Annotated in this window: 1 protein-coding gene; it reads left to right on the top strand. The window is 44.3% G+C overall.

Features of this window, described 5'->3' with window-relative positions; translation table 11 throughout:
• Nucleotides 1–3 precede the first annotated feature (3 nt).
• A complete protein-coding gene (locus C0638_RS03010) occupies nt 4–12,546 on the top strand; it encodes a non-ribosomal peptide synthetase (protein WP_058711018.1) in 12,543 nt (4,180 codons plus the stop codon).
• Nucleotides 12,547–12,560: the final 14 nt, after the last annotated feature.

The following is a 12,560-nucleotide window of genomic DNA, read 5'->3' as shown; positions in this document are numbered from 1 at the left end:
ATTATGAGTAAAGATCTGCAAATTCAAAGTATATTCCGATTAACTCCGATGCAACAAGGAATCTTGTTCCATAGCCTGCTAGATCAAACTTCGTACGCCTATTTTGAACAAGTGAGTCTTACCCTGAACGGCTTACTCGAGGTAGAGCTTCTGGACCGAAGTCTTTCTGTTCTATTTGAGCGCCATGAGATATTGCGAAGCAATGTTTTTCACGTCAATATTGAAGAGCCTAAATTGATCGTATTCCGGCAGAAGCATCCATCCATTCACTTTGAAGACATTTCTTCACTAACGCAATCTGACCAGGTGGCCTATATAGAACAGTTTGTTCAACGTGATAAGGCCAACGGATTTGATATCACCCGGGATGAGTTATTCCGGGTCTCCATATTGCAGTGTGCGTCTGATGTATACAAGCTGATCGTTAGCTTCCATCACATCATTATGGATGGATGGTGCTTAGAAATCGTTCTGAAAGAATGGTTCCAGATCTACACATCATTGAAAAAAAATGAGCCAGTTCAGCTAGGTGAAGCTCCTTCTTATGAAAAATACCTCAAATGGCTGGACAAGCAGGATACAGATACAGCGCTTATGTTTTGGGAGCGATATTTGGATGGTTTTGAACAGCAAAGCATCTTGCCTACGAGTGGTAAAGGGAGCCACGTTGATTACGATCCACAGCAGCAAATCTTTAGCTTTGATTCGCAATTAACAGGTCAGTTGGAATCACTGGCCAAAGAACTCAAGGTTACTTTGAGTACATTGTTTCACTCCATCTGGGGTCTGCTATTGATGAAATACAACAACACCCGCGATGTAGTGTTTGGTTCTGTCGTTTCCGGTCGTCCGTCAGATATTCCGGGAGCAGAAAATATGGTGGGCCTATTTATCAATACTATTCCAGTGCGTATATCAAGTGAAGAGGATCATCTTGCTTTTTCGGAATTCGTCCAGCATGTACAATATTCGGTTATGGAGGCGGGGGAGCACCATTATGTGCCTCTTGCTGATATTCAGGCGGGGAGTTTGTTGAAGAGTAATCTGATACACCATATTTTGGCCTTTGAAAACTTTCCGGGTATGGAGGAAGCCCCCGATCACGCGGACGAAAACAGTTTAGCGGTTTCGGAGATGGCTGGCTTTGAACAAACTAATTATTCCTTCAACCTTAACGTTGTCCCCGGTGAGAAACTGCGGATGAAATTCAGCTATAACGGTCTATTATACGAACCAGCATATATAGATCGATTAGGTCGACATGTTGAAGAAATCGCCCGCACTGTGGTTTCATCTGCTGATGTAGTTTTGAACGAAATAGATATTATTCTGCCAGAAGAAAAAGAATTGATTTTGAATAAATTCAACGGGACGGCTGCGCCTTATCCAAGGGAGAAGACGATTCATCAATTGTTTGAGGAGCAGGTGGAGCGAACACCGGAACATCCGGCAGCCCTATACAAAGATCGGCAATTGACGTACCGGGAGCTGAATGCCCAAGCGAATCGGGTGGCTCACGTCCTGCGGAAGAAAGGGATCGGACCCGACCAGATGGTGGGCATCGCAGTTCATCGATCGCTGGAGATGATCGTCGGCCTGCTGGGGATTTTGAAGGCAGGCGGGGCGTATCTGCCGCTACATCCAGAGGACCCGGAAGAACGGCTGGGATTCATGTTGGAGGATAGCGGGGCATCTATCCTGTTGACCCAGCGGGATCAGTTGGACCGCCTTCGTCCACACGGAGTCGATCGCGAGCTAATCGCTATCGAAGATCTGCTGATGGAGGGGATGGAGCTTACAGGAGAAGAGTGCGAGAAGAACCCGGAACCCGTTAACTGCTCAACCGATTTGGTGTACGTGATTTATACGTCAGGCTCTACCGGCAAGCCGAAGGGGGTTATGATTGAGCACGCTTCACTGATCAACCGTCTGCACTGGATGGAAAAACGAATTCCGTTTGGAGCAGAGGATGTGATCCTGCAAAAAACGCCATACACCTTTGACGTATCGTTGTGGGAGCTGTTCTCATGGGCGATTCAGGGATCGACAGTATGCTTTTTGGAGCCGGGAGGCGAGAAAGACCCGGCAACGATAGCCGAAACGGTGGAGGCCAACGGGGTAACAGCGATCCATTTTGTACCATCCATGCTGGGAGCATTCCTGGAGTACATCGAGCACAGCGGAGCCGCTAGGAAAATGCGCAGTGTCCGGCGAGTATTTGCCAGCGGGGAAGCGCTGATGACAGAACATGTCCGCCGGTTTAACCGTTTGCTGGGAGCCGAAGGAGCCACGCTACACAACCTGTATGGACCGACAGAGGCAACGGTAGAGGTGGCGTATTACGACTGTCCTGCCGAGCAGGAACCAGAGAGTATTCCGATCGGGAAGCCGATTGATAATGTGAAATTGTATATTTTGGACCGTAAAGACCGATTGCAGCCGATAGGTGTACCGGGCGAGCTGCACATTGGAGGGGACTGCGTAGCCCGGGGATATGTGAATCGGAAAGAACTGACGGAGGAGAAATTCGTAGCGGACCCTTATGCAGCAGGGGGACGGATGTACCGGACGGGAGACTTGGCGAGATGGCTGCCGGATGGAAACATTGAATATATGGGTCGGATCGACCATCAGGTGAAAATTCGGGGCTACCGGATCGAACTGGGTGAGATTGAAGCGGCCTTACTCGCGTACGAAGGTATCAAGGCGGCTACAGTACTTGCCCTTGATGATCGAGATGGTGGTAAATATTTATGCGCATATTTCGAAAGCGGAGAAGGTTTGAACACATCTATTTTAAGGGCGCACTTGAAGGCACTCATACCGGATTACATGGTGCCAAGTCATTTCGTTCGGCTAGATGTTATGCCGCACCTGTCCAGTGGCAAGGTTAACCGTAAAGCGCTACCCGAACCAGATCATGGGATGCGAGCCACCAGCTATGTTGCACCAAGAAACGAAACGGAAAGAAAACTAGCCGAGATTTGGGAGAAGTTGCTGGACATATCCTCCATCGGTATACATGACAACTTTTTTGAACTGGGTGGACATTCACTAACGGCGACTCGACTTATGTCTCGAATCAATAAGTTGCTGCAAGTTGAAATTCCACTCCGTGATATTTTTGCACATCCGACCATCGAAGAAATGAGTGTTTTGATCTGCGGACCAGAGGTTGCAGCTGGGACGATGATGGATATTGCTCCTGCCGAGCTACGCGATTCTTATCCAGTGACATCCGTTCAAAAGAGACAAATGATTTTACATCAGTTTGAAGGAGCAGAAACAGCATACAATATGCCCTTTGCCTTACTGATGGAGGGAGAACTGGACATCCAGCGGCTGGAGCGAGTGTTCAGGGATCTAATAGATAGGCATGAGGCATTGCGGACATCATTTGAGTGGGGCACAGAGGAGCCAGTACAAAAAATTCATAGTGAGGTTCCATTTCAACTAAGTTTCCAACAGGCTGATGATATCGAAATAGAAGCACAGGACAAACAGATTCAAGCGATATTCAAATCGTTCGTAAGACCGTTTAACTTAGGTCAGGCTCCATTATTGCGGGCGAAGCTGGTGCGTATTTCGGACAATAGGCATATTTTGATGGTAGATATGCACCATATTGTTGCAGATGGTGTTTCCATGAGCGTTTTGGCTAATGATTTCACGATATTGTATCACGGGAACTCGCTGCCACCATTGCGTATTCAATATAAAGACTACGCCGTTTGGAACAGTGAGTGGATCAAAGAAGGACACTTGATGAAGCAGGAACAGTACTGGTTAGACTTGTTTTCGGATGAGCTTCCTGTCCTTAATCTACCAACTGATTTCACGAGGCCTCAAGTACAAAGCTTTGAAGGTGACCGGTATTCTTTTCAAGCTGACAAGACACTTCGTGAAAGTCTACAGCAATTTGTTGCAGCAAATCGGACCACTTTATTTATGGTACTGTTATCGGCTTACAACGTGTTGCTGCATAAGTATTCAGGCCAGGAAGATATCGTGGTAGGGTCTCCAATAGCAGGTCGTAATCATACAGATTTAGAAAATATTATGGGGATGTTCGTTAACACACTAGTGCTGCGCAACCGTCCAGCTGCTGACAAAACGCTCAAGCAATTTTTACTGGAGGTGCAAAGAAGCAGCCTGGAAGCTTTCGAACATCAGGATTATCCAATAGAAGATCTTGTAGATAAGCTCGAACTTCACAGGGATTTAAGCCGAAATCCTCTGTTTGATACGATGTTCTCTCTAGAAAATACCGATTCGGTAAGCCTGCAAGCTGACGGGATATCCATATCACCGTATTCTGTTGAAGCTGGCATTGCCAAAGTTGATTTAACGTTAACAGCAGAAGCGGATCAAGAGGGACTCTCTTTTCGAATTGATTATTGTAACAAGCTGTTTCACAAAGAAAGTATTGAGAGAATGTCGAAGCATTATTTGCAGATTTTGCAGACTATTGTGGACTCTGCGGATCTCCGGATTAGCGACGTAAACATGGTAACTGCATCCGAAGAAGAGATCCTGTTAACGAAATTTAATACGGTACCCGCTTCTAACGAGAAAGAGAACCGAAAATTGCTGCATCAGCTCTTTGAAGAGCAGGTAGCGAAGACGCCGGAGCGTGTCGCAGTATCGTTCGAGGAACAACAATGGACTTACAGCGAGTTAAACGATAAAGCGAATCAGCTTGCCAGAGTGCTTAGAGAAAAAGGAGTACAGGCCAATACGCTTGTTGGCATTATGGTAGAGCGATCTTTTGAAATGATAGTCGGAATCCTAGGGATTTTAAAGGCTGGGGGTGCATATGTTCCTCTGGCACCAGATTATCCTGCGGAGCGAATTAGTCTGATGCTATACGATTGCAAGATAACACTATTATTGGCTTCCCATCATGTTCTGACTGAATCAACTTTCATAAAAGAGGCAGGAGCAGATGGATTTGCAGGGGAAATCCTTGATTTGGATCAGCTCGATATGATCGTTAAGGATTCAGATTCTAGTAACTTACCTTATGTGAATGAACCGGATGATTTGGCATATGTGCTATACACCTCTGGCTCAACAGGTAAACCAAAAGGGAATCTGACCATGCATTATAACGTGGGAAGATTGATTAAAAACTCCAATTATATCGATCTTACAGAACAGGATATTCTCTTGCAGTTATCTAACTATGCCTTTGATGGGTCAGTCTTCGATATATTCGGCGCTCTGGTCAATGGTTCTAAGCTGGTTCTCTTACGTAAAGAGAATATGCTGAATCCAGAAAAACTGTCTTCCTTAATTCGAAATGAAAATGTCTCGGTATTTTTTATTACTACCGCCTTGTTTAACACGTTGATAGAAACCAATATTGAATGTTTTACTACAATTCGCAAAGTACTTTTTGGTGGAGAGCGGGTTTCACTTCCGCATGTGAGTAAGTTGTTTGAATATATCGGACCCCATAAAATGCTGCATATGTACGGTCCTACCGAAAGCACGGTCTTTGCTACCTGTTATGGTGTAGATCAGATTCATGAACGGAAAGGTACAATTCCGATTGGAGCCCCGATTACAGGTACTACTGTGTATATTCTGGATAAAAATCTCAAATTGCAGCCTATTGGTATTCCGGGAGAGCTTTGTATAGCAGGCGATGCACTTTCCCAGGGCTATTTGAACCTACCTGACTTTACAAAAGAAAAGTTTATAGACAATCCATTTAATCCGGGCGAGAAAATGTACAAAACAGGTGACATTGCAAAATGGCTTCCAGATGGAAATATTGAATTTGTAGGCCGCCAAGATCATCTGGTGAAAATTAGGGGGTTCCGTATAGAGCTTGGAGAAATTGAAAATCAACTACTATCCCATGAACGCATTAAAGAGGCAATAGTTGTAGCTAAACCGGATCAATCCGGCCAAAATCGTATTTCTGCATATATGGTGACAGACGGGGAATTAAATACTTCAGCTATTCGCCGTTACTTGGCGAAGTATTTACCAGATTACATGTTGCCATCCAGCTTAATACTGCTAGACAGTTTGCCGCTGAACGCTAATGGCAAGGTGGATCAGAAGAAATTGCCAGAGCCTCATATCAACTTAGACTTAAGCACGCTGTATGAACCACCGACAAGCCCTACGGAAGAGAAGTTGATCAAAATTTGGGAAGGCGTACTGGGACAAGAGGGAATTGGAATTAGTCACAGTTTTTTTGACCTTGGAGGAGACTCTATTAAGGCCATTCAAGTTATCGCAAGGTTGAGTCAAGAGGGATTAAAGCTGGATATGAAGGACATATTTCAGCACCCTACTGTTCAGCAAGTAGCACCATATGTCCAACGTCGTTCCAGAATCATTGACCAGAAGGCGGTAACAGGTGAGGTACAGCTAACTCCAATCCAAAAATGGTTCTTCGAAAATGTACAGGATGATCGGAACCATTTTAATCAAGCGGTTATGTTGTTTACTAGTGGTGTGTTTGATGAAGATGCCCTAAAAACTGCTTTGGAGAATATTATTATTCACCATGACGCCCTACGAATGGTGTATGAGATCGGTCAGAGTTCTGTTTGCCAATACCATATGGAAACGCAGTTAAAGCCTCTTCATTTAAATATTTATAATCTACAAGGAAATAACGATGCTGAAAGCAAGATTGAGGAAGAGGCTAGTCGTCTACAGGCTACCATGGACTTAAGAGCAGGCGAGATTATCCGGGTTGGCTTGTTCCAAACAGATCAAGGTCAGCATTTGCTGATTGCTATTCACCATCTAGTTATTGATGGGGTCTCCTGGCGAATCTTATTAGAGGATTTGGAGAGCGCATATACCCAGGCATTACAAGGTGAGGCTATCGCTTTGCCGGATAAAACAGACTCTTTTCAGTATTGGTCCGACCGGCTTGCAGAGTATTCGAATAGTCGGACTTTACTAAAGGAGAAGGCATATTGGCAGCAAATTGAAGGTGTTCAATGTGAGTCTCCATTTCCTCAGAAGAGAGCAGTTCCTGAAGAGGGTGGAGTGAAAAAAGAAAGAACGAGTATAGCTGTCCGGTTGGACAAGCAAGATACACAGCTACTGCTTGGAACTGCTCATCAGGCCTATAATACCGAAATTAATGACTTATTGTTATCAGCACTTGGATTGGCTATTAAGCAATGGGCGGGTAGTAAAATCTTCGCTATTAATCTTGAAGGACATGGCAGGGAAGAGATTATGGAGGAGATTGATGTTACTCGAACCATAGGCTGGTTTACTTCGATGTTTCCTGTTGTGCTGGATATGAGGGATAGTGAAGATATTTCATCTGTTATTCGGCGAACTAAGGAAATGATTCGGCATATCCCTAATCGAGGGATTGGATACGGAGTTCTGAAGTATTTGACCGATGTGGAGCATATTCAAGATTTAGATTTTAACATACAGCCACAAATCAGTTTTAATTATCTGGGACAATTTATGGATGGTACGCAAGAGGGAAGCTTTGAATCGTCACCGTTATCTCCTGGACGTTCTGTTGGTGAAGGGGCAGAAAGCCATTTTACACTGGACATCAACAGTATTGTTTCCCAAGACCAACTGTTACTTGAATTTGGATATATTCGCGGCGAGCATGAAGACCATGCTATTGAACAATTATCCCTTATGTATATAGAGCATTTAAAAATGTTAATTAATCACTGTACAAGCATTTCACAGAAGGTTCTCACACCATCTGATTACCAAGACCATACTCTCTCTATTCCTGAATTAGATCAGATTCTCACACAGTTTGGTGGGACTGAACAGGTAGAGCATATTTACCCGTTAACACCTATGCAGCAGGGAATGCTGTTCCATTACATGATGGAGCCGGAAACTACAGCTTATGTGGAACAAGTCGCGATTGAAATGGAAGGTGAACTACAGCAGGAGCTTCTGGAACAGAGTTTTCAAGAATTGTTGGCAAAATATGAAGTATTGCGTACGAATTTTGTGTTTACCGGTATACATGAACCTCGGCAAATTGTGCGTAAACATCAACATACAGAGTTTCAGTTTTATGACCTTACCAGGATGAATGAGCAAGAAATTACCGTGTATCTTGAGGATTGCAAAAAACAAGATCTTCTGCATGGATTTGATTTATCCAATGAGGCACTAATACGTATAAATGTATTAAAAACAACTCCTGATAAGTTCCTTATGATGTGGACTTTCCATCATATGATTATGGATGGATGGTGCGTAGGAATTGTCTACCACGATTTTATGAGCATGTATCTAGAATTGAAAGATGGTAGACCGCTTAAGTCTGAAACAGCCCCTGCTTATTCAACTTATATTCGTTGGCTGGAAAAGCAGGACAAAGAGGAGTCCATGCAATATTGGAAACAGGCTTTGGATGGATATACGCAATGTGCAGTTATACCAAAGACGTCCAAATTGCAGGCTAAAGAAAGTGGTTACCAGACGAGTCAGCTGGAATTTTCGTTAGACCAAACACTGACACGACGATTAACAGAGATTGCATCTCATAATCGGATTACGGTCAACACATTGTTCCAATCCATGTGGGGGGCATTGCTTCAAAGATATAACAATACCAACGATGTAGTATTTGGAGCAGTCGTTTCAGGGCGACCGCCAGTAATCCCGGACATTGAGAGCATGGTAGGTATTTTCATTAATACGATTCCCGTGCGAATTTATGGCGAGGAGAATGAAAGCTTCATTGAAATGGCCAAGAGAGCTCAACAAAGCTCCATTGAATCGGTTAAGTATGAGTACACATCGTTAGCAGACATTCAATCCATATCTACACTGAAGCAAAGCCTGTTAGATCATATTATGGTGTTTGAAAATTACCCTGAGTATGGCGAAGAAGAGGCCCTACAGAAGCACAATCTGAAAATTCACGTGCGAGATATGGCTTTTTATGAACAGACAAACTATGACTTTAATCTTATTGTTTCCCTAAAAGAAGAACTGAACATTAAATTTCTGTACAACGCTGATACCTTAAGTAGAGAATTTGTGGAACGTATAAAAAATCATTTAAATGGCGTGGTCCGACAAATCGTGGATAATCCGGAGATGAGTATATCCTCAATTGAAGTAACTTCTTTACCAGAGAAAGAAGTGATTTTGAATGAATTTAACAATACTACGGCGATCTATCCGCGAGAGAAGACAATCCATCAATTGTTTGAGGAGCAGGTGGAGCGAACACCGGAACATCCGGCAGCCCTTTATAAAGGACGGCAACTAACGTATCAGGAGCTGAATGCCCAAGCGAATCGGTTGGCTCATGTGCTGCGGGAAAAAGGAGTAGGACCTGATCGTGTGGTGGGGATCGCGGTTCACCGGTCGTTGGAGATGATTATCGGACTACTAGGAATCTTGAAAGCAGGTGGAGCCTATCTGCCGCTGAATCCAGAGGACCCTGAAGAACGACTGGCGTTCATGCTGGAGGACAGTGGAGCATCCATTTTATTGACCCAGCAAGAGTTAGCGGAGCAGCTTCGTTGTCATGGAACAACCCGGGAACTGATCGCTATCGAAGATATGCTGGTACAGAAAAAGGAGCAAACAGGAAGAGAAAAGAATCTGGAATCAATCAATCGCTCGACGGATTTGGTATATGTGATTTATACCTCGGGGTCTACGGGTAAGCCCAAAGGAGTCATGATTGAGCATGCCTCGCTGATCAATCGTCTGCACTGGATGCAAAAGCGGATTCCGTTTGGAGCGGAGGATGTGATCCTGCAAAAGACACCGTATACCTTTGATGTATCGTTGTGGGAATTATTCTCGTGGGCCATCCAAGGGGCAACGGTATGCTTTTTGGAGCCAGGAGGAGAGAAGGACCCGGCAACAATAGCTGAAACGGTTGAGGCTAACCGGGTAACGGCATTGCATTTTGTGCCGTCGATGCTGGGAGCGTTTCTGGAATACATGGAACACAGCGGAGCTGCGGGGAAAATGCACAGTGTAAGACGTGTATTTGCCAGTGGAGAAGCGCTGATGACAGAGCATGTTCGTCGGTTTAACCGCCTGATAGGAGGCGGCGGTGCCACGCTGCATAATCTGTATGGCCCAACGGAAGCGACCGTGGAGGTGGCGTATTATGACTGTCCTGCCGAGCATGAACCGGAGAGCATTCCGATCGGGAAGCCGATTGATAACGTAAAATTGTACGTTTTGGACAAGAAGGACCGTTTGCAACCGATAGGGATACCGGGGGAACTGCATATTGGGGGCGACTGTGTAGCGCGAGGATATGTCAACCGGGAGGAATTGACGGAAGAGAAATTCGTAGAAGATCCATACGAGCCGGGAGGACGGATGTACCGAACAGGAGATCTGGCCAGATGGTTGCCGGATGGAAATATCGAATATATGGGCAGAATCGATCATCAGGTGAAAATCCGCGGGTATCGGATCGAACTGGGTGAGATTGAGGCGGCTTTGCTTGCACATGATGGAGTTCGGGCAGCGGCAGTGCTTGCCCGTGCTGATGACCGAACGGGGACGCCTAGTTTGGGTGCGTATCTTGTTGCCGAACCTCATGTGACAACGGCAATGTTGCGACAAAATCTATCTGTCTCAGTTCCAGAGTATATGATTCCAGCTTATTTTGTATTCTTGGATCAGATGCCGCTCACGTCGAGTGGTAAGATTAATCGTCGTATGCTATTAGAAATTGAGCTGGAGTTTGGTACCGGAACAGAATATGTAGAGCCCAGCAACGAGCTGGAAAAGGAATTAGTCGAGATCTGGATGAGTGTACTCGGTGTTGAACATGTGGGTATCGACGACAATTTCTTTGAACTGGGAGGACATTCTTTAACGGCTATTCAGCTTGCATCTCGGTTACAGGGGATTTTGAGTAGTGAATTACGGTTGAGCAGTATCTATCAATACCCTACGGTCAGAGAGTTGGCACTACATGTGGAAAGAATGGAAGAGAAACATTCTGCACTTGCCCAACAATTTGATCAGATTATAGCGTTGCTGCATCAAAAGCTGAACGTTAAGGGTTGGATACAACAAGAGCAATTCAATGGAAAATCTTATATTGTTCTGCATTTAGAAGAGGGAGCCATTTCTTTCGAAAAAGAGATTATGGAACTGTTGGACATGAATTGCGATGAATCGATCCAGCCTCATTACATCACTTGGCATGGAGAAGAAACCCTGAGACTAGAAAAGGTCAATCTTGAAGACATTAAGAGCATATGGACAGAAAGAATTGACAATGATTTGGACATTTTCTCCAAAGCTATTCTAAGCCCAGGAGTGATCGAGAGACTGCCAGTTTCTCCAACACAACGCTACCATCTCCAACACAGTGATATTTCTGGCACGATTATTCCGCTAGAAAAACATATGAACATGGAGTATGTGGGAGAAGCGATTCTGCAGATTATTCGAGATCAAGATTTGATGAGAAGTACGCTGTGTGAAGAAAACGGAGAATTGCAATGGCAAGTAAGGGAAGCACCGGATCATCTTCCTGTACCACTGGTGGATATCTCTATGTATGACGAAGATGCACAGCAAGTGATTCTGAATAATATCATCTGGCCTTATTTTTACAAAAAGCATGAATTGAGCAATTCACTTTTATATCGGATATTGATTGTGAAAAAGAATCTGAAAGACTACCTGCTTATATTACCTTTTTCGCACTCGATCTTTGACTTTATGAGCAGTGAGATTATTAAGCACCAGTTCAACACTTATTATGAATGTGTTCGAGCTGGAAAGGAAACGCCTGAAGGGAGCAAAAATCGTTACTCTGATTTTACAGCTCATATTATGGAAGGACCTCAGGGTGTTGACGATCTGGAACTAGTAACTACCTATAGTCTAGATAAGTTTGATCGTGCAATGGGTCGTATAACCAATTTTGTCGATCAAAAAGCAGTACTTGAAGGGCATACAACCGTTATGTGGGATTTAAAATCTTCCGAGAGAGCAGTTCACTTGGACAACACTAGTCATTGGGAGATCGCATTCTTTACGTTTACTGCTTTTTGTAAAATGTATTTCGAGCTTAGTCAGGTACCCATTTGGGTAACGCAGTATGGCCGAAGCTTTGGAGAGAAGCGTTACTATGATGTTATTGGTGAATTTGTGGATCATATCCCGATACTAACAAATTTAGACCAAAACCTGGTATCTCTAGAACAGCAGGTTCGCCAAAGTGTTCAATGGGCAGCTGAACATAATATCAGCTTTGCTAACTTAATGTATAACCCGGATGTACAGAACGATTATCCTTTATCTGGAGGATACTTGCAGCAGGCTTTGGATAGAATGCCAATTGTATTTAATTTCCTTGGTGAGCTGAGAAGTGAGCATCAACTCCTACAAACGGTGGATATGGGTAATGTCAATGTTGAAGGAAGATCACGAATCTTATGCGAAGTTTGGCATGATAGCGAGTCTAATCTGTTTATGGCACTAACTCTACCTTTTTCAGAAGACGAAAGTATAGTACGGAATCATTTACAAAGTGCCTTGGAGCAATTGGAAAGACGCTGGGCAACCGTTCTGTAACTCTTGCCCTAACC

Origin of the sequence: Paenibacillus sp. lzh-N1 (assembly GCF_002872435.1) — a bacterium.
Lineage (GTDB): Bacteria > Bacillota > Bacilli > Paenibacillales > Paenibacillaceae > Paenibacillus > Paenibacillus polymyxa_C.
This window is presented reverse-complemented; position numbering and strand designations above follow the sequence as displayed.

What these genes read in the sequence shown, in the direction of transcription:
- C0638_RS03010 (WP_058711018.1), top strand. Translation starts at nt 4, where the DNA reads ATGAGTAAAGATCTGCAAATTCAAAGTATATTCCGATTAACTCCGATG.